General features: G+C 58.5%; 12 protein-coding genes. All 12 read left to right on the top strand.

Annotated elements, in window-relative coordinates:
• The first annotated feature begins 4 nt into the window (after positions 1-4).
• The 12 genes from queE to dpdD all read left to right on the top strand — a co-directional run bounded on the left by queE (position 5) and on the right by dpdD (position 20529).
• The gene (gene queE / locus DRB19_RS02825) at positions 5-637 is read left to right on the top strand and encodes a 7-carboxy-7-deazaguanine synthase (protein WP_114184513.1); all 633 of its coding nucleotides are present in this window, start codon (positions 5-7) and stop codon (positions 635-637) included.
• Positions 638-1021, top strand: coding sequence for a 6-pyruvoyl trahydropterin synthase family protein (locus DRB19_RS02830; RefSeq protein WP_114184514.1), 384 nt, complete (start codon positions 638-640; stop codon positions 1019-1021). It abuts the gene before it with no gap.
• On the top strand, positions 1018-1737 hold the full coding sequence (gene queC / locus DRB19_RS02835; RefSeq protein ID WP_114184515.1) for a 7-cyano-7-deazaguanine synthase QueC: 720 nt from the start codon (positions 1018-1020) through the stop codon (positions 1735-1737). The genes DRB19_RS02830 and queC overlap by 4 nt, the downstream gene beginning before the upstream one ends.
• Before the next feature lie 200 nt (positions 1738-1937).
• A complete protein-coding gene (locus DRB19_RS30995; RefSeq protein ID WP_245439244.1) occupies positions 1938-2297 on the top strand; it encodes a VUT family protein in 360 nt (119 codons plus the stop codon).
• A gap of 299 nt (positions 2298-2596) precedes the next feature.
• Positions 2597-5848, top strand: a complete 3252-nt coding sequence (gene dpdE, locus DRB19_RS02845) for a protein DpdE (protein ID WP_114184517.1) — start codon at positions 2597-2599, stop codon at positions 5846-5848.
• Positions 5848-8430, top strand: a complete 2583-nt coding sequence (gene dpdF, locus DRB19_RS02850) for a protein DpdF (protein WP_114184518.1) — start codon at positions 5848-5850, stop codon at positions 8428-8430. The genes dpdE and dpdF overlap by 1 nt, the downstream gene beginning before the upstream one ends.
• Positions 8427-9326: a protein DpdG gene (gene dpdG / locus DRB19_RS02855; protein ID WP_114184519.1), complete on the top strand. Its 900-nt coding sequence runs from the start codon at positions 8427-8429 to the stop codon at positions 9324-9326. Before dpdF ends, dpdG begins: the two co-directional genes overlap by 4 nt.
• Positions 9326-12457: a protein DpdH gene (gene dpdH / locus DRB19_RS02860; protein WP_114184520.1), complete on the top strand. Its 3132-nt coding sequence runs from the start codon at positions 9326-9328 to the stop codon at positions 12455-12457. Before dpdG ends, dpdH begins: the two co-directional genes overlap by 1 nt.
• Positions 12458-12498: 41 nt before the next feature.
• On the top strand, positions 12499-13176 hold the full coding sequence (locus tag DRB19_RS02865; protein ID WP_162815565.1) for a hypothetical protein: 678 nt from the start codon (positions 12499-12501) through the stop codon (positions 13174-13176).
• On the top strand, positions 13176-17729 hold the full coding sequence (dpdJ, locus tag DRB19_RS02870) for a protein DpdJ (protein WP_162815566.1): 4554 nt from the start codon (positions 13176-13178) through the stop codon (positions 17727-17729). The genes DRB19_RS02865 and dpdJ overlap by 1 nt, the downstream gene beginning before the upstream one ends.
• On the top strand, positions 17726-18265 hold the full coding sequence (dpdK, locus tag DRB19_RS02875) for a phospholipase D-like domain-containing protein DpdK (protein ID WP_114184523.1): 540 nt from the start codon (positions 17726-17728) through the stop codon (positions 18263-18265). The genes dpdJ and dpdK overlap by 4 nt, the downstream gene beginning before the upstream one ends.
• Positions 18262-20529 carry a protein DpdD gene (dpdD, locus tag DRB19_RS02880; protein ID WP_114184524.1) on the top strand — a complete coding sequence of 756 codons (2268 nt, stop codon included), beginning with the start codon at positions 18262-18264 and terminating at the stop codon, positions 20527-20529. The genes dpdK and dpdD overlap by 4 nt, the downstream gene beginning before the upstream one ends.
• Positions 20530-20597 lie beyond the last annotated feature (68 nt).

A 20597-nucleotide genomic window follows, 5' to 3' on the forward strand; every position in this document is an offset into this window, starting at 1 on the left:
ACCGATGGCTTACACAGTCAAAGAGGTCTTCAAGACGTTACAAGGCGAAGGAGCGCAGGCTGGGCGAGCGGCTGTGTTTTGCCGGTTTTCCGGTTGTAACCTCTGGTCTGGGCGGGAGGACGACCGCAGCCGAGCCATATGCCAGTTCTGTGATACCGACTTTGTTGGAACAGATGGGGTCGGAGGAGGGCGGTTCCAGTCAGCGGAAGCCTTGGCCCAGGCGATAGAGGATGCCTGGGCAGGAGCGGGGCGCCAGCGGTTTGTTGTTTTCACCGGGGGGGAACCGCTGCTCCAACTCGATCAATTCCTAATCGAGGCTGTGCGAAGGCGTGGTTTCGAGGTTGCGGTTGAAACTAATGGGACGGTCGAGGCCCAGCCAGGGTTGGACTGGGTCTGTGTCAGCCCCAAAGCCGGCGCTCCCCTGCGCCAATCCCGCGGCAACGAACTCAAGCTCGTCTACCCTCAGGTCGGACTTGACCCTGCCACCGTGGCCGGCTTGGCGTTCGAGCACTTTTGGTTGCAGCCCATGGATGGACCAAGGCGTGAGGCAAATACAGTGGCTGCGGTCGAGTACTGCCTGCAGAATCCCCGTTGGAGATTGAGCTTGCAAACCCACAAACTTATTGGGATTCCGTAAATGTTTGGGCTGAGCAAACAGTTTTGGTTCGAGGCTGCTCACACGCTTCAGCGGACAATTGACGCTGAACCCAGTCGGCGCATCCATGGTCACTCCTATCGGGCTGAGGTGACGGTCCGCGGCGTTCCGGATCTCTCAACTGGCATGGTGGTAGACTTAGGTCTGTTCGAACGGGCGCTTGATGAGGCGCGCGACGGACTCGACCACCGGTTCTTGGACGAGGTTCAGGATCTGGGGCCTGCAACCATGGAAAATCTGTCGGCGTGGATTTGGCGAAAGGTTGCGCCAACGTGCACCGGGTTGGCTCGGGTCACCATATACCGCGACAGCAGCGGCGATATGTGCGGCTATCTCGGTCCACTCAATGGGGAGAACCGGCTGTGACGCATGGCGCTCTCGTCTTATTCTCGGGTGGGCAAGACTCGACCACGTGCTTAGCCTGGGCCTTAGATCGGTTCGAGACCGTTGAGACAGTGGGGTATGATTACGGTCAGCGGCACATTGTCGAACTTGAGTGCCGCAAAACGATTCGCGACCGCCTTGCCCGTGAGTTTCCCCAATGGGCAGGTCGGATCGGAGAAGACCATACGATTCGGATCGATGCTCTCAAAGAGATCTCGAACACGAGCCTCACCCAAGACGTCGAAATCGCCATGGGGAATGATGGCCTCCCCAACACCTTTGTGCCAGGGCGCAATCTCATCTTTCTCACGTTCGCGGCGGCCCTCGCCTACCGCCGTGGCCTGAAGCATATCGTCGGCGGCATGTGCGAGACGGATTTTTCCGGCTACCCTGATTGCCGGGATGACACCGTCAAAGCCATGCAGTTGGCACTCAACCTCGGCATGGATCGCCGCTTCGTCCTGCATACCCCTCTCATGTGGATCAACAAGGCCGAGACCTGGGAACTCGCACAGGAGCTTGGGGGTGACGCTTTGGTCGAGATCGTGCGAACCGAGACACATACTTGCTACCGCGGCGACCGGGGCGACCTGCATGACTGGGGGTATGGATGTGGTGAATGTCCGGCCTGTGAGTTGCGCGCAGCAGGTTATGAGCAATGGGGCGTAGCGTCTGTCCAAGAAGGAGTCTCTCAATGAATTTGGAAGCTCGGCGTAGAGTCGAAGGCTATGTATTTTTGGCAGCATTTGCCGCATGCATTCCAGCCGCCAACTGGTTCATTGGCCATATCGGGACAGTGTGCCCTCCAAGCAGTCCATGCCTGTTGCCAGTCGCGCCAGGAATTTTGGCACCGAGTGGCGTTTTGATGGTCGGACTGGCTTTGGTGCTGAGAGACCTCGTGCAGCGCAGGCTTGGTAAGGTGTGGACGCTCGGAGCAGTGCTGGTGGGTGCGGTGTTGTCGGCCCTGCTGGCACCGCCGGCGCTCGTGGTCGCCTCCGGTCTGGCGTTCCTGATCTCAGAACTGGCGGATTTTGCCGTTTACACGCCGCTGCAGCGCCGTGGCCTCGTGTTGGCTGTAGCCGCCAGCAGCGCAATAGGGCTCGTGGTCGACAGTGTCCTGTTCCTATGGCTAGCATTTGGAGACCTGTCCTTCTTGGTCGGCCAAGTTCTGGGCAAGAGTTGGATGGTGCTTCTCGCTTTGCCGGTGATTTGGCTGCTCCGCGAGCGGGACGCTCGAATCGGCTTTCAGCCGGCATAAAGAGGCGGACTGATCTCGAACTCCGTTGTTCACTACAGTGAAACGACATCCCGGCAACAGTATCATAGCCGCAATGACATTACTTACACAGGCAAAATAACCTGGTCTATTATAACGACATAGCGTTTATAGGAGCTCGGTTCACCAGAACATCTGTGCTACAATCACCTATTGGTTGTGTCCCCGGCGCCACATGGACATTCAGGAGTCCCTAGACGTGGTGCATTCCCCTTGGAATTCTCATCCTTTCCTCTACGCTGAGCCGAAAAAGGGGCAGTGGAGCACTGCGGGGGCAATTCGTGCTTGTAAGGGCAAATGGCGGCAACTGGGCATCACTTGGGGTAGGCAAGATAATCAAGAGGCTAGGCGAGCACTGCGCAGTCGAGTATTTTGATGCGCCTACCTCTGCACCTGTCGTCCACGAGATTGAGGTCGTCCACTTAGAAGCAATAACTCTGCCCGAGCAGACACGTGTTTACCACTATAATTCTGTGGGCGCTTGGGAGATCGGGCGTATTCTCGACGATCAGGGCGATCGCCAATTAGTCCGGTTTCCCAACGGCGTGACCAAGCATCTAGACGTGAGCGATGTCTTCGTGCGTTGGTCAGTGCCCATTGCTGACCCAACGCCATTTCTTGCGAATAAAATCAATGAGAGCCCCCGCTTCTCTGATGGAAGAAGCGCGTTCATGCGCTCGCTCATTGCTCAGCGCGCAGCTTCTATGGGCATGTCCGCGCTGCTCTCGTCTGCAGTAGAGCTCGAAGCGCACCAGATTGAGGTGGTTCGGCGCATTCTGCAGGATCCAGTCCAGCGCTACCTCCTTGCGGATGAGGTCGGGCTCGGCAAAACCATCGAAGCCGGGGTGCTCATCCGGCAATGCGTTCTCGACTCAGCCGACGATGCCTGGATTCTCGTACTCGTTCCTGAGCCTCTTATCGCGCAGTGGCGTTCTGAGCTTTCAAGCAAATTCTTCCTTGAGCACAGTTTGGACAAACGGGTTCACGTCATTGCTCATGGAGATGCCGACCGCATCCGATCACTGATCGGTAAGGCGACGATGCTGGTGATCGACGAAGCGCATCACCTGACTGATATGAGGTCGACTGGAGACCAGGGCATCTACCACGAGATTGCCGCAGCAGTTTCTGAAATCGAGCGGATCCTACTCCTCTCTGCTACGCCCGCACTGCACAATGAGCGAGGCTTCCTACGAATGCTGCACCTTCTTGATGCGAAGACCTATCCTCTCGACGGGGAAGCCGCGTTCCGCCGCAAGATCGAAGCGCGTCAGGTGCTAGCCGAGATCGTCGCCGGACTCACACCAGAGAACGTGCTTTACCTCGATTATACGATCGATCAACTGGCCCACCTTTTCCCAAACGATGGGCTGATGCAGGAACATGCCTCTGCGCTTCACGCCGTGATTGACCAGATGCCTGGGGAAGACGACCCGGGGTTGATCGAAGCCATCGGGCGGGTTCATGCCCATCTGAGTGAAGTCTACCGGCTCCATCGACGCATCCTACGCCACCGTCGGCGCAGCATTGGCGGTCTCACACCAGACAGGTCAGGTGTCCAGATCATCGAATATTCTTCTCCTGACATGGCAGCATTGACGGCTGCCATGGATGATTGGCGTTTCGCCGAGGTCTCTCATCTCGGAGACGACCAGAGCGGTAAGGTTTGGTCGGATCGTGTGCGCGCGTTCTGGCAGGTGCTAGACCGAGCGTCTCATTATCCAATCTCCGGCAGCGGGGGAATTGGTTTTCTAGCTCGCCGCCCCGCACTCATCGGTGACGCTGAGAGGTTTGGCCGGATTGAGAGGTTATTGGCGCGACCGGGGCTGTTCCAGGACCGCGCGACAGCTTTAGCTGATGCCCTTCCGCCTTTGCTCTCCCGCAAAGCCCAGTGCGTAATCTTCTGCTCCGACCCAAAAACCGCAGATGCATTAGCGAAATTCTTGGCAGATCGTCTGAATAAGATTGTCGACCGGCACAGCCCAGATGATGACAGCTGGCTCGTCTTCAACGATGATCCAACTCACGCTATTCTTGTCTGTGACCGCCGCGCTGAGGAGGGGCTGAACCTTCAGGGCGGAAGGAAAATCGTTGTCCATTATGATGTTCCGTTCAACCCCAATCGCATCGAGCAACGTTTGGGGCGCGCCGACCGCTACGGGTCAGGGGATCCGGTTCTGTCTCTGGTCCTCCAATGCAACGATGATCCGCTCGGCGGTGCCTGGACAGGCTATCTGAGCACAGGCCTGCGGGTCTTCAGTCGCTCGGTCGCAAGTCTCCAGTACCTGATTGATGACACCATACGTGGCCTGTCTTCTGCGCTTTTCTCTGATGGATCCGAAGCGCTTGCCGACCTAACCAGAGAGAGTGCCGGAGAGCAGGGGATCATTGAGCGCGAGATTCGCAACATCGACCAGCAGGATGCCCTTGACGCCTTGGGCATGCCGCCGACACAACTCCTCGACGATCTCTCAGATATCGATGATGACTGGCGTTCGATCGCCGCCGATACCACAGTCTGGCTCGAGCGAACCCTGCAGTTCGTCCGCGCAGAAGATCGAACTGTGGGATCACTGGACGTCAGCGATGCTACGCCATTTCGTTACCACTACTCGACTTCGAGTCGGCACACACTAATTCCCCTTGCAACGGTCATGGAGCATTGTGAACCTTCACTCGACGTCGTCTCGAACTCGCATCGGGCCCGGGCTATACGAACCATTCCGTATACGTTTCGGCGCCGCACCGCCCTGACCCGAGGCGCACGTAATGCGGGTGTCGGACTCTTGCGCTATGGTGATCCGTTCATTGCCGGTATGACCGCGATTACTGAGGCCGATGACCGTGGGCGGTCCTTTGCGATGTGGCGCTTCGTGCCCGGCTACAAGTCTCATCAGAGTGCCGACATTTTCCTAAGGTTCGATTTCGTGGTCGAAGCTGATCTCGAACTTGCCCACAATGTGCTCGACCGCTTTGGGCGCAATCAATCAGCATCGACGGCGGCAATAAGGCGCCGCGGTGATATGGCGCTGCCGCCATTTTTTAAGACGGTCTGGCTCACTCAGGAGTTTGAGCCAGTCGAGGACCCGGCGCTCCTCGAAGTGCTAACCCGACCATATGTGCCCGAGCCACAGGATGCCGGTGGACGAGACTTCAACCTGAATGCCCGGCGGTGGGAAAGCGTCCGCCGACTGAATATCCCAGAGCTCGACTACTGGTCCGAGTTTTGCAGCAAAGCCCGTATCGAGGCCGAAGTGGCACTGCGTATTCAGGGTGACCTTACAGACAAACTCGCTATGGCCGAGCGACGCGCGGCAACTGTTGACCACGGCCGACTCGGTCAATTGCGCGCCCGCATCCAAAATGACGCTATCGGCGATACCCCCGAGCATAGCGAACTGCTGTTCGAGGAAGCTTTGTCTGCGGCCCTTCGTGATGGTATTCGAGCGCCCCATGTTCGCGTCGACACGATTGGCGCTGTATTCCTAAGCAATAATCAAGCGGCAACCATTGCCATTAGTGGGAGCACCTAGTGGCAGTGCTTGACTTTGCGGTACTTCAGGAAATCCTCGCCAATCTGCCGGGTAGCGCAATCCCAAGTGCCAGCGAGGATGGGGTATTTGCGCGCCTGGGGCAGATCCTGCTGATGTCCCAGCAGGAGCGCCGTCTTGTGCATGCAACCGATTTCATCCCGCTGATTCGCCACGTCTTGCGTCGCCACTCACTTCGCTCCGGACAGTTGGCACGGCTGCGGGTTCCGACAACCGCTTCTTGGCCGAGTCGCGAACAGTGGAGCCTTTTCGGCGTCCGAGCTCACAGTGAATTTGACGGGCTACACGTGATAGAGGCCTTGCCTTGGCAACCTGAATGGCTTGCAGCCACGGATACTCCTGTATTTGAGGATGTCTTCGCCGAAGCCAATGTGCGCCTCGACTGGTATCGTCCCATAGATCCATTCCTCGGTGAGGCAAGCGGGTTCGAGGCCTATGTATCGCCCGGACAGCGCGAAGCTGTGCGTAGTGCTTTCCTTCTCCCAGGCGGGGAAACGCTGATCGTTGCACTGCCGACGGGATCGGGCAAGAGCTTTGTTGCGCAAGCGCCCGTGCTCGTGCGCGGGCTCGAGGGCGGCCTCACGGTGTGTGTGGTTCCCACGACAGCACTCGTGCTCGATCAGGCGCGCCAGATGTCTCGATTGCTCAAGCGCCGCTATCCGCATCGAGAGATCCCACCATTGGCGTGGCATGCTGGGCTGACGGCCGACGAGCGCGTTACCATAAAGGCTGCAATCCGCGAAGGCCGCCAGGGAATCCTATATTGTTCGCCTGAGGCAGTAACGGGTGCACTGCTACCCGCGCTCTACGATTGCGCGCGCGCGGGCTTGCTCGCATATTTAATCGTCGATGAGGCACATCTCGTGAGTCAGTGGGGTGATGGCTTCCGGCCGGCCTTTCAGATGCTCGCCGGTGTGCGGCGCGGCCTGTTGAGCGCATGCCCGAGTGCTCCGTTTAAAACCTTGCTGATGTCAGCGACCCTCACGCCGGATACGATCAACACAATCGATGCGCTTTTCGGCCCAACGCGAACCGTGCAGATGGTTTCATCCGTCCACCTGCGGCCGGAACCTCAGTACTGGGTACATCGGGAAGACGACGCGCCCCTTAAGGAACGGAAGGTCCTCGAAGTCCTGCGGCACGCTCCACGGCCATTTATCTTGTACTTAACAAAGCGGAGTGACGCGGAGCGCTGGTTCAAGATGCTCAAGACTGCTGGTTTTGGACGTCTCGACTGCTTCCACGGTGAGACGGGTCATGCTGATAGACTCCGGATCATCAACGCTTGGTCAGACAATCAACTCGATGGGATCGTTGCAACTTCGGCCTTCGGCGTCGGAATTGACAAACGTGATGTTCGAACGATTGTGCATGCCGCCGTTCCAGAAACGCTCGATCGCTTTTATCAGGAGGTAGGCCGTGGCGGCCGGGATGGCTGCGCTGCGGCGTCGTTCCTCATTTATTCGAAAGAGGATCAGGAGACTGCCAACCAGATCGGCTCACCAGCGCTTATCAGCGAGGATCTCGCGTTCGAACGCTGGACTGCAATGTTCGCACATGCGGAGCGACTTGACCCGCTCGGACAGTTGCTGCAGCTCGACCTTAGCATCGTTCCTCCAAGGCTGCGGCAGGAGTCCGATTACAACGAGTCCTGGAACATGCGCACGCTTATCATGATGGCGCGCGCCAATATGCTTGAACTCGAGTCGCTGCCGCCAGTACGCATTGCACAGCAAGAGAACGAGACAACCTCGGCCTTCGACCTGCGCAGCGACGAACTCTGGACCGAGTATTTTCGGCAGACGGTGGTTCGTGTTATTGAGTACGGCCATCAGAATCGCGAGATCTTTGATCGAGCGATTAGGGAAGAGCGCATGCGCTCCTTCGAGGCAGCGTCTGACAACCGGATGCTGCTCGCTAGACTTTTGAGTGGCACCGTCGAGATTTCTAGCCTTCTCGACCACCTCTACCGCAGCCATGCACCCGGCCGATCTGTAATTGTATCCCGCGCCTGTGGTGGATGTTCTGACCACAGAGTTCGTGGACAGGTTGAGACCGCTTATGCCGAACCCCCTGCCTTCGGAATCGAACGGGTCGCCACCACCGACACGACCTTATGGCACGCCCGCTTTCCACACCTCGATGTTCGCGCTCCGATTGTACTGCCGCTTCCCGAGCCACTCGATAACGGGCTGATCCTGTCAGTTCTGACCGATCTCGTCGCAATGTTCGGCATCGCTGAGGTTGCCGTGTCGGCCCATTTCAGAGCGGCGAACGCGGGGCTGTCACACCTGCATCGCCATGCCGCGGGAGGGATCCTGTTACTTCAAGGTATTGAAGAGGAGAGGCGCCAACCCTCCACGTATGGACTGCCGCGCGCTACCGTTTGGACGGACATCAGTGGGCAAAGTCCTCCACAATATTTCTTCAACATGAGCCGGCCGTTACACGTCATTCTAGCGCCAGCCTCAACCCGCGACCCATGGCACCCAGGACGACGGCTGTGTGACTCCGGATCCAATCTTCTTCCGTTGGATGTATTTAAGCTCGGAGCCCGAACATGAGTGTTCTCAACCAAGCCAGTGACGGACTGTTTAACGTTTTGATCGTGCTGGCGCGGGCCCTCATACGGTTTGGGCCACACCCGCGTGAGGAACTTCTCGCGGCCTGCGGCGGAGACGTCCAAGGTGTTGATCCTGGGCATCTCACACGAACTTTGAATCGATGGACCGAACTAGGGCTCTTTGGGACCGACGGCGGCATGGTTGTCATGTGCGAGCCCTTTCGATCGGCGCTCAACAAGTCCGCTGACGATGTAGAAGACCGGCTTCCCAGGATTGTCCGGACTATTGCGCTTGCGCCCCAGAATAATGCTCGTTTATGGGAGAGCGAAGAGTCGAAGAGCGCCGACCTGTCGCGCGGCATCGCCTGGATGCTTGCACAGGACGTTTATACGATCGATACGACGGTCGACAGACTCGCGGAACTTGAGGCGCACCAATTGATCGACCGCGGCCGTCCAATAGTGCAAAACAACACGCGCTGGAACGGACTGCGCACCTGGATGGTGTACCTCGGCTTTGCGCGTCATGGAACCCCCTGGACGATCGATCCAACTGTTGCTGTACGCGACAGCCTAGCTGAAATATTTGGACCCAACCAACAGTTGACAGCTCCAGCCTTTGTCGAGCGGGTCGCCGCGGTACTGCCTGTCATGGACGGGGGCTTGTATCGTGCCGAGGTGGAGGGTGCGTTGAAAGATGCGGCCTGGTTCCGGATGCGTCCGGGCCTGATCTCGACATCGCTGTCACGTGCCATCCAGAGACTCGATCGGGAGGGTTATATTCTGGTCGAGCAAAGGAGTGACGCGGAGGGCAGTGTGACGTTGACCGGCTACGATCAAAGGCAATGGCGAGACATCACTCATGTCAGCCTCAAGTACGCAAAGAGGGCCAGTTGATGCTCGAGAGTTATTGGCCTGAGGCGCAGCAGGTCAACGCCTGCATCAAGAACGAGGCTGAAACTGCAGATGTTTCAGTCCTGTTGGCTGTTCATCAGCCTTCGCACCTGACCACACGAAATGCTGGCACGAATATCGAAAACGCAGCGAACGAGCAGGATCTTCTTGACGCCTTCCTGAGCGACAATGTGCCTGGCGGTTATTTGCTGGTTCCAATCACCGGCCCGTCGGGAGCTGGTAAATCACATATCGTCCGGTGGCTTGACGCGCAGTTGCGGCGCTCTCCGAAGCGAGAGAAGCTTCACATTATCCGCGTTCCCAAAAGCGCGAGCTTACGGAGGGTCGTCGAGCTGATTCTTGAGCCGCTCGCAGGGGACCCGCGCTATGCGAAGCCCCGCGAGGCGCTGACGCGGGCAGTTGCCGAGGTCGATAAGAGGCAGGCGGTTGTTCTTTTTCGGGCGCAGCTAGAAAACGCACTAGCCATACGCTTTGAGCAGTTGTCCAACGAAGCACGCGAACACAAGGATCGTGCTCCTGAACTACGACCCCTTATGGGGCACGCGAAGTCCCTTCCAACGCTATTCTCCGATGCGGCCCTTGCGGAACATTTTGTCGACAAAGTGTTGTCGCGGGTTGTGGCGAGGGCACTGCAGGGGCGATCTGGAGAGAACGAGGGCGACGAGACGCAGTCGCAGTTCTCGGGCGAAGATCTGATCTTGCCCGACGACGTGAACCTCAATGACGCGGCGTTTGCCGTGAGAAGTTACTACCAATCTCAGTTGGCAGTAAGTGATACTAGCCGCCGTCAGGCTGCAGTCGACCTTCTCAACTCTGTCGTCGACACCGCAATCGGCAATGTCTTTCAGCTTGAGCAGAGCACGGGCGGTATGACGCTTCAGGACATCATCCTAGGCGTGCGCGAGATACTGTTCGAGGACGGCAAGGATCTAGTCCTTCTTGTTGAGGATTTCGCTGCACTAGCGGGCATTCAGGATGTGCTTCTGAAAGTCTGCATCCAAGAAGGAGAATACGAGGGCCGCAAGGTGCGCGCCACAATGCGGACTGCGCTTGCGCTGACCGATGGTTACCTCGTATCACGCGATACGATCCTTACCCGTGCGCAGCGCGTCTGGATTGTCGGCAATCGGCAGCAGACTGATAACGAAATCAAGTCGAGCGTTGTTGACATGGTCGGCGCTTACCTAAATGCTGCCCGGTGGGGGGCAGAGGGGCTTCGCAGGCGCTACGACAGCTGGGCGACAAGTGGATTGGTAACTGATTGGCTCCCAACCTGGCACGATGAGAGCCAAGCAGACGACGAGACAGCGGTCCTCAATGCTTTTGGCTTTTCGAGCCGCGGCTCCGCGCTCTTCCCATTCAATCGGGCAGCCATTGATCAAATGGTGCAGCGCCATCTCACCGAGGGCGGCCGTCTTGTCTTCAACCCGCGCCGCGTGATCAACGAGATCCTGCGTAGCACGTTGCTAATGCGGTCCGCCTATCTAAGCGGCAATTTCCCACCTGCTGATCTACAGGGCATCAGGCCTAACGGCTTCCTCGCGGGCTGGATTCGCCAGGCCAGTCAACCGGACGCCGTCAAGCGGAGGCTTGGAACTCTGTTGGCGATCTGGGGTGGCAATGCGCCGGACCAAGCCGCGCTATCTCACCTAGCCCCCGCGATCTTTACCGCATTCTCTCTGCCGACTCCGGGTGATCTCGCGAACATCAAGTATGCTCCAAAACCCGAGAAGCCGACGCCCGCAGCCGCAGCCGCTAGCGCGCTGACACCAGACGAAAGCATTGACGGTCATCCCTCAAGTGGAGTGGCCCCGCCGCCACAGGATCCCCGCATCGCCGAGTGGTCTGCGCGGCTCGACGCATGGGCTGCCGGAGCCCAGCTTGTTCAAGCAGAGGCACGTGAGATCAGGAGTGTGCTCGCCAAGATGCTCGAGAGCACCATAAACTGGGCAAGCTTGCGAATACCCGTTCAAGAGATCAAGCCCACTTGGCTCTCGATCGCCAATGCCCGAAGCAATCCAACCGGTGGTCGCGTGCTCATTGTATGCGACTCGCATGAGGACGAGGATGGAACCATCCGCGAAGGCTTGCTCGGTGCACTCCGCTTTGGCATCAACGATTGCCGCTGGGCATATCCCGAGGCCGATGTCGACTATTGCGCAAGTGCGGCGATCATTGACTCTCTGCTCAGGCAGCTGACACCGCTGTTGACGGAGCAGGCCCAGACCCAAACGGCAGTGCTCGGTCGAGCCCTGATGATCCAGGCTCGAGTCGCCGGTCTGTCTCCCCCGCTTCGGCTGTCGGGAACCGATGGTCTCCTCCGTGGCCTGTTTGCACCGGTGCCCGTGATGGGCGCCCAAACATTCGAAGAGAATTGGGACCAGTTGCGTGGGCAGGTACTGGGAAATATTAATGACCAGCGCGCACGGGACCTATTGCAAACGTTGTTGTTGGAGCGGGTTGCCAGCTTCCAGGGGACAGGCAACAAGCCATTTGCAATCGATACGGTCCGCTTGTTGGAAGCATTAGGGGCGGACGTTCCGGCAGCCGGACCTGTACCGGAAGGCCTGCCCGAACACGTCCGTACTTTTCTCCCAACTATCAGCGAGGTTCGGATCTGGGCACGGCTTCAGCCCGTTATAGCGAAATTGCGAGCGTTCAAGGACGAGATCGGCGACTTCATTGACGAGAAGCTGGATAAAACCGAGTTCGTCAACGACCTGCGCGAGATCATTCTCATGCTTCAGAAAACCGGCACCTGGCCGAGGGGAGCAACGATGAAAGTCGTGGAATTCGATTCGCGGCTGACTGAGTTTCAGTCAAGCCCTATTGTGGACCTCGTCGGAAAGACCACCACGATTGTCGACGAAGCCGACCGCGAGCAGATTCCGAAACTCCTGAATGCCCTCGGGTCGATCGACCTCGGTCTAATTCAGCGAACGATGTCATTCCTGCATGCTGCCGACGAGATCCTCACCCTTGCGGAACCCCGGGTGGTACAGGAGGAAGCCTCCCGCAAACAGGCTGACCCAGGTGCAATAGCTGGTGAGATCGCCGGTCTCTTCAATATCCTTCTCGATGCCGGCCTCGTAGCAACGGAGGCCGCGACATGACGAGGTCCCTGCCGTCTCGAGCAAAGGCACTTAGGATCCGATTGGCTCGTCTCGACGAGTTGGGATCCAATGTCGCTGAAGCCGGTCTCCTTGATGATCTTAGGTCTGAACTCGCCACGCCAGTTGTCAGGCTCAAGAGGCATCTTGATCAGCGGGCAGTTCTCACTGCCGCAGGCATTACTGTCGAACAGCCAGCATCGCTCAGCGCTGGGCAGAAACGGGCCGCGGTCTTGCTTGAGAGGTTTATGGCTGAAAAGAAGGCAGCCACGCTCAAGAAAGGACGCCATTGGACCCAACTGCTCGAGGATATCGAGGCTGCCTCAAATGATGTCGCGAAGGCGACATCGGCCGGGTGGCGAGCTTACCGCCAAGAACTCTTTGGCGGTGATAACCCATCCGTCATCAGATCACGCCTTGCAATGACTAATAACAATATGACCGCCTTCAAACGCTACGAGACTCTTTATCAGGAATTCCGCGTTGCCTTTGACACACTGCCCCAGGATGCCGCGACGGTCACGCGCATCAAGAGGCTCGCGGCCGAACTGGCGGCGACAGCAAAATCGTTTGACTTCGACGTACCCGCCGAGGTCAAAGCGTTTCTTGAGGCCGTCCAGACGGGTGGTGCGCCTCTAGCCCTGCTCACCGACACCGTGCAAAGCTGGTTGAAGGCTAACAGTGCACTCGACAGCTACCGCGTATGGGCATGGAACCGGTGATGCCAAGCGGTGATGACTTTCTTCTGGCCGCGCTCGACAGGGTTGAACAACGAGAGGCGCGGCTGCTGACCTGGGGACTCGTCGACGGCTTTGTGTCGGGCGAGGAGCTCCATGGGATTATCGATGGACTTTTAGATGACCCGCATTTTGGCGCGACCGTGAGCTTCCAAAGTGCAGCTGAGGTCATTGACGCGCTCAAGTCACGGGCGCTCCTGTTCGATGTAGGCGACGAAAAGGGCACCCGCTTCCGTTCGCGAATGGCCGAGGCTGTCCGACTGTTCTTCCGATTGCGCCAGTTGTTCACCAAACACAATGGACCGACAGGGTGGCAGACTGCGCCGACGCTCGTCGCGGACTTCCGCTTCCTTTGGCGCCGACGTCGGTACCCCAGGCGCGATATCGATGCCGAGGCAGCCCTCGCATCGATCAGCACCGCCACGCCTGATACGGCAGCCCGCGTGGCCATAAAGGCATTGATCGAGAGCTACGGGCCCAGCTTCGCCCTTGCCCAGTTCCAGGTCAACGCCGCGCGCCGCATCCTTAGTGGGTTCGAGAGCCCTCGGTCTTTGGCTACCCTGGTGAGCGCTGGGACCGGCAGTGGCAAGACACTCGCTTTCTATTTGCCTGCGTTATCGCGTATAGCCTCCAACATTCAACACGCCGCCGCAGACAGTCGATGGGTCAAGGTCCTTGCACTGTACCCACGCAATGAACTGCTCAAGGACCAGTTCTCCGAAGTTTATAGCCAAGCGCGACGGCTCGACGCTACACTGGCCGCAAAGGGCCGCCGCAAGATCCTGATCGGAACGTTCTTCGGTCCGACACCGAACGATGCTGATACGGCGCACCAGGCCCGCAGCGGTTGGCGAACTCATTCCGCTGGCCTGATCTGCGAGTATCTGCGCTGCCCATGCAATGGCTGTGATGGCGATCTGGTTTGGCGCGAGTCCGACCGAAAGGCAGGTCGTGAGAGATTATCGTGTCTCGCTTGCGGACACGTGGTCGACAATGATGAAGTTATTCTCACCCGGCGGCGCCTCGAAGCCGAAAGTCCCGACATTCTGTTCACGACAACCGAAATGCTGAACCAGCGGATCGGGGACAATCGCTTCCGTCATCTCTTCGGAATTGGCGACAGGGCCGAGCGTCCCGTCGAGATGATGCTGCTTGACGAGGTTCACACCTATTCTGGCAGTTCAGGCGCTCAGGTCGCATTTCTCCTCCGCCGCTGGCGATGGATGCTGCGCAGGCCTGTCAGCTTCGTTGGCTTATCGGCGACGCTTAAAGATGGGGCACGTTTCTTTGCTCGTTTAACGGGCCTCTCCGAACAGGTATCACTTGAGGTCACGCCACGCAGCCGTGACATGATCGCCGAGGGCGCCGAGTATCTCCTTGCACTGCGCGGCGATCCGGTGTCCCGCACCGCTCTTCTGTCAACCACTATCCAGACCACGATGCTGCTGTCGCGCGTGCTAGATGCACCGGACACACGGAAGAGCGGAGGCGTTCTGGGTGAGCGAGTATTTCTCTTCACCGACGATATTGACGTTACCAACCGCATGTATTTCGCGATGCTTGACGCTGAGGGCCGGAAGAGCGATGGCGTGTTCGACATGATTAGGCATCGCACCGGTGGCTTGGCCGCCCTGCGTCGCCCCCTGCCGAGCCAGCATCGAAAGATCCACGGTCAAGATTGGGAGGCTGCGGTCGCAATCGGCCACAGCCTTCAGGCTCAAGACCGCAAGGCGGTCGGCCGCGTCATGTCGATGGATCCGGGCGTGGGCAATAATCTCGATATCGTCGTCGCCACCGCTTCGCTTGAGGTGGGGTTTAACGATTCAAAGGTGGGGGGTGTCATCCAGCACAAGGCGCCCCGCGACATTGCACAATTTCTCCAGCGGAAAGGGCGGGCGGGTCGGTCACGGCGCATGCGACCCTGGACCATCGTCGTTCTCTCTGATTATGGCCGTGACCGTCTCGCCTATCAGGGATACGACATGCTGTTCGATCCTGAACTTCCGCTCCGTACTCTTCCGACTGGAAATCGTCATGTCCGTCGCATGCAGGCTGTCTATGCCACTCTCGACTACTTGAGCCAAGCGATCGGGCCAGTTAAGCGTGGCAGCGTCTGGGCCAACTTGGCTGGCCCAGTTGAGCATTCGAGTCAGCGCGAGCGTCAGCGAGTCTTGGCAGATGAAATCAAGCGCATCATCAGCGTTCCCGCTGAGCAGGAGCGCTTTGCCACCTATCTTGGGCAAGCGCTGCGCATCAACGAGGATGAGGTGCGGCTCCTGCTATGGGATCATCCACGGCCGCTGCTGACTCAGGTCCTCCCGACGGCGCTCAGGCGCCTTGAGAGCGGTTGGTCTGCCTCTGGCCGCACTGGCGAGGACTACCACATATCAAACTCGCCGCTTCCCGAGTTTGCACCCGCCAACCTCTTTAGCGACCTAAATTTACCCGAGGTGAATATTGTTCTGCCTCGACCGGGCAGTGAGACGCCTGAAGGGGTTACCATGCCTATCACTCAGGCGATGCGTGAGTTCGCCCCAGGCCGGGTGTCGCGACGCTATGGCATCAGTCATGCGTTCGAGCGCCATTGGCTTTGTCCCCCACTTGACCAGAACCGGGCGCAGACCGTTCCGCTCGCGCCCAGTCTGCAAACCGATCGTCTCGGCAACTGGATGATCCACAGCGAGGCCGGACCATGCTGCCTGCCGGTGTTTCGTCCTCGGGTCATCAACGTGCAGCAACCGCCTGCAAATGTAATCGATACGTCAAACGCACGTCTCAAATGGCGCACGCAGCTCGTCGCGCGTGACCCCGGCCTCATTCTTGATCCACCACGCGGAAGTCCCTGGACCAATCTTGTCGCCGATGTCCGATTTTTCACCCACCAGGGCATGAACCCGATCGAGGCCAGGCGCATGGCACTCGGCAGTGATGCCGTGCTCCGCTTTCGGGACGGGAGTTCGCTGAACAAGGACTTCAGTTTTGAGGTCAACGGCACGGCAGCGGCGCTTGGCTTCAGCCTTGCGGTTGATGCACTGTGCATCAGGTTACGTTTCCCAGAAGCATTGTGGTCGGATCTCGGCGAGGAAACCAGTCAACGTTACCGCGCAATGAGAACGGCGCGCTTCCATCACGAGGCAATTTATGGACCCTATCTCCGCGCCGTCGACAACCCATTCGCACGGGAGTGGTTGGCCCATCTCCTGCTTGCCACACTCAGCAACGAGGCGATTGCCAAGTTGATCAGTCTAAAGCAGGCTGCAGACAATCTTACTAACGGTAAAGCCGACCTTAACCTCGAGCAAACGCTGAACGTCTTGTTCCAGTCACCCGTCGTCGACGACGCTGACGGCCAGGGCAATGTCCAGGATAAGCTCAGACAGGAGCTCGCAGGATATCTCGGCGATGCGCAGGTCAATGCGGGCCTGCTTAGCTTGGCTGCTGTCCTCTGGACTCCGATCGATGCAAATTGGGAACCGTGGTTGCGTGAGCGTTTCGCCACCACGGCCGGCGCCGCTGCGTTCAATGCAATCCTGAGTACTTGCCCAGAGATCGACGGCGAGAGCCTTGTCGTCGACGTTGATGCCGGACCCCGCAGCGAGGAAGATGTGCTGGAGGGCGATCGGGAGACTGAGATATGGATCAGCGAACTGACGCCAGGCAGCAACGGGCATATTGAGGAGGTTCTGCGCCAGTATTCGGAGGATCCACGCCGCTTCTTCAGCCTCATGACAGGTGCGCTGCGCGACAATGACTTTTCCTTGAGCGATTTCCAGCTGCGCCGTTTCCTTGAGAATGTCGTTGAGGGCGATAGCAACAGTGAGATTGGTGTTGCGACGCGCGCTTTTCGTGACGCCTACGGCGCCGACGAAAGCCACCGTACTTTTACCGCGCTCCGACAAAGCTTGGCAGAGGAGGGCTTTATCACCTTCCATGCATTCATGGTCGCGCTTGCCAATCGTGTGCTGCGACCCGGTTCGGGACCAGAGAGCGACTCCTTTTTCCTTGACGCTATCCGGATGTGGAGCCAGCAAGAAGAACGGCTTGGGGTCGAACTCGATGCGCGGGTGCTCGCTTATCGGTTAGCACGCAGCAGCGACATCGATGCGGCGCTCGGATTGGCCGGAATCGAAGCGCCAACGGTTAACCCCGACCAGTGGCGGTTCGGCGTCGTGTATGGCCTGTTGTGGCCCCGCGGTGCCCATATTCGGCAATCGGGCCTCCGCCTCTACTCGCCTTTTGCCGACCTGCCCTCGCCCGAGACACTACTAGTCAACGCGTATCTCAAAGAAGGGGCCGCACTAGTCGATTTGTGCGACCCCGCATGGCGCGACCAGTGCCTCGATCAACTCGCGCGCACCGGCGCAGTTACCTTATCATGCCCTATGACGGCAGCTTCTGTTCTCGCCGACGCTTTCAGCTTTCTTGCGACTAACCCGGTTCAGACAAACTATCTTTCTGTCTTCGCTCGGATCCAGGCGGTTCGCCGTGTCACTGACAGGTTCCACGTTGATGTTGACATCGCGGAGGCAATCCAATGAGCTTCGAGTCGCGCCGCATTTTTAAGAGCGCAGTGACGAGCCAGAACCTTGTCCGCGAGTTGTTGCAACTCATGCTGCTGGGCGAACTGCTGGCGCCTGGAGGCGATCGCGTTTGGTTTGTGAGTCCATGGATTAGCAACATCGTTCTTTTCGACAACCGAGCCGGCGGCTTCGGGTCGATCAATCCGGAATGGGGCATACGCGAAGTCCGACTTGTCGAAGTTGTTACGGACTTGATCGTGCGAGGGACGCCGCTCGGGATCGCGACCAGTTTCGATGCGCACAATGATACCCTGATTGACGCAATTGGCGAAGCGACTGACGAGGCTGGTGTGCGCGACAAACTCACAATCGTGCGCCGGCAACACCTTCACACCAAGGGGGTGCTTCTGAAACGCGGGCTCCTGACGGGCTCAATGAATCTTACGTACAACGGCCTCGAACTCAACGATGAGGTGGTTGTCTACGACACAACTCCCAAGACGCTAGCCGAAGCTCGGCTCAACTTCGAGTCCTATGTTGAGAGTGGCACATGATCCACGCTCTGCCCGAACCAGAAACTGCCTGGCTTGGAGCGTTTTTTGCCGCGCCGAACGCACTTGGATGGGAAGCAATCGTCGACGGATCCGCCCCTGCCGATGTGATCGAGCAGATCCGGCTGTGGCTCCAACCCCTGCTGAAGGGAGAGAGTAACGTGCCGATCATTCTCCCGTTCGCTCGGACTGTGCCTCACGCTGTCACCGGTTGGTACGCCACTACTCCAGGCCCACGGGGTGGCTATGAGCTCGGGGAAGAGCTGCAAGCCTGGCTCGGGCCAACCTACCTGAATGTTTTCGAGTTGGTGCCAGCGGGAGGCAAGGACCCTATGGCGGGCGCCATGCGTGCTCGTTTCAGCGGGACCGTCTATCGCTTCGCGGGGTCCGATGCTGCTGCTAATGGCAGGATTGCTGCACGCGTTGCGGACTACGGTGCATTACTGCGCAGACGCCCAGCCATTCTTAGGCGTAGCACTCGGCCTGTTGGGAGCATACGGGCCGATTTTGAGCGGGCACTCCTGGCGCGGGACGAAACCCGTGCCGAGGAATTGATAGTTGAATTGCGGGAAACTGGCCGGCTCAACGAGGAGAACCTCCGCTACCTTGATATCCGCCTCAAAGCGGGACTCGGCCTTTGGCCACAGGTCGCACGCGATCATTGGCTGATTCTAACGATGTCAGACTTGGCCCTGCCACCGCAGACCCTCGCTGACATCATCGAGGCGCTTTTTCGCACCTACGTTGATGAGGTGGAGGCAACCGGGGATTTTGCCGCCACGCGCCAGGCGTTCGACCAGCATATTGCTAAGCGCTATCCACGCTTATTCGCTTCGCGGCGGGGAATCCGGATTCCCCATGTCGTTAAAGCTTTCCTCCTTTACGAACTCCTTCAACCCCGACCAAATCCGCAGATCATCGGCGATTTGGTAGCACTATTGCCGGAAAGGGAGCATGGATCGGTTCTGATGCAGGCTGCCGTGAGCGCCGCTAATGCGTCAACGGCGCCTGCTACGAGCGAGGCAAATGCTGATGAGGCATTCGACGACGCGCAGTATGATCGCGCGTTCGAGCTGTATCTCGCTCTTCCGCTCAGCCGCAGATCGATCACCCGGCTTCTGTCCTGCGTATTGTTCATCGGTACTGAGGAGGCGACGCGGCGGCTCCGAGCTGCGGTGGATGGTGCCGACAGCGAACTCATTGCAACTCTCCCGCCGCCGGTCCAGCAGAGAATATCCGATCTGCGTACATCAACTCCTGACGTATCTGAGACTTCGGACGTCAATTCAGCGTCGAGTCCCTGGACGCGTTGGGCTGAGCAGTTAAAGCGCGGGACGGACCCCGCCGACGCCGAGAGGTCCGTCCAGGCGGCAGCGACCAGTTGGGACATTGCGCCTTTTCAGGAGAGCCAGCACTTATCAAAGGCTTTTGCTGACACACTCGGGAATCTCAGCGGGGAGGCCGAAGCAGTCGTTCGCCGGTCGGTCCCACAGATTTTCGCGGCCTTCTTCCCATCAGCGGCTCAGACTGCGCCCGGGGTGAAGCCGATAGCCGCCGTCCTGTTTGTCCTGATCGCGATGGGCGAATCTCTATCGCGCACTGACCTAGACCTCCTAGCGCAACTCCTGAACTCCTTGCTGAGCTTTGGTTTGTCAGCAGACGACTATGTGTCTGTCATCGCTGATCTGGAAGACGTTCAGAGCCGCGTCGGATCTTACACGCATTTGCCCTGGAGCCTTGATGTCTGCGAAGCGCTCGCTGTCGCACCGTGCCCCTCCGACGCTGGGCACAATGCCCGGCTCCAGTTATTTCTGAAGGTGCTTGGCCAAGCGCAAGCCTTCGCACATCGGCTAGGGCCTCAGGACCTGCTGCCAATTGAATTTGTGGCCAAAGATTACGGCATTAGCCACGAAGCAATTGTTTCGCTGAAGCGCGTGAGTGATGAGGACACCTCCCGACCCACGCTTCCGACTCTGGACGGCAAAACGCTCGGCATCTACACACTTGAGGAGGCTGCAGGCAGCAGAGCGAAACAGGCTCTCGAGATGATGTTCCCCGGTTGCCGTGTTGAGGTAAATTCCGATCTCGTATGCACCGCTAAACTCACGAGTCTCGCAAGAGCGGCTGACCTATTTGTGTTCGCCTGGAAAAGCAGCAGTCATCAAGCCTTTTACTGCGTGAAGGGGGCCAGTCCAAGTGAACCCGTCTGGGCACTTGGCAAGGGTACGGCGAGCATTCTTCGGGCCGTTCTAGATAACCTGGAGTAACGCCAGAATATCGGTAGTAGGACATGGAAGCTGTACTGAAGGGGCTACAGCGCGAGAGCGAGTTTCTG

It is taken from the genome of Microvirga aerophila, from assembly GCF_003332305.1.
Taxonomy (GTDB): domain Bacteria; phylum Pseudomonadota; class Alphaproteobacteria; order Rhizobiales; family Beijerinckiaceae; genus Microvirga; species Microvirga aerophila.